Source organism: Nocardia alni (assembly GCF_019038435.1).
Classification (GTDB): Bacteria; Actinomycetota; Actinomycetes; order Mycobacteriales; family Mycobacteriaceae; genus Nocardia; species Nocardia alni.
In genome coordinates this window covers 1-524 of the sequence record NZ_JAGPOX010000332.1, presented here as the reverse complement: position 1 = coordinate 524, position 524 = coordinate 1, and the positions used below count along the sequence as shown (strand labels likewise).

2 rRNA genes are annotated in these 524 nt (G+C 54.2%); both read right to left on the bottom strand.

Annotation, left to right across the window (positions count from 1 at the left end):
* A 23S ribosomal RNA gene (locus JZ791_RS44200) occupies window positions 1-84 on the bottom strand; the annotation flags it as partial.
* 328 nt (window positions 85-412) lie between these two features.
* Window positions 413-524, bottom strand: a 16S ribosomal RNA gene (locus JZ791_RS44195); the annotation flags it as partial.

Sequence of the window (524 nt, the reverse complement as noted above, 5' to 3'; positions counted from 1 at the left end):
TCCCCGAGGCTTATCGCAGCCTCCTACGTCCTTCATCGGCTCCTGGTGCCAAGGCATCCACCGTACGCCCTTAAAAACTTACAAACAAAGATGCTCGCGTCCACTGTGCAGTTCTCAAACAACACACAAAACCAAACCCGAAATCCAGCACCAGACCAGAGCACGCTCCGCGGTATGACTGAGGATTCAGTCTCGTCGTCTATTTGCCTAGAAAGAAACACTCGCGTGTTCTCTCAGGACCCAACAGTGTGCCGATATATCCACCACCACCGAGGACACAGCCTCGATTGATGTGATGAAGTCAGTCAGTGTTCCACCCATGAGCGTCCGTGGTCCCACAGATGAGGACTCAAACGGTCTCTGCCACAACCACATCCACCTGTGTGGAGTGTCATGGAGAAGTGCTCCTTAGAAAGGAGGTGATCCAGCCGCACCTTCCGGTACGGCTACCTTGTTACGACTTCGTCCCAATCGCCAATCCCACCTTCGACAGCTCCCTCCACAAGGGTTAGGCCACTGGCTTC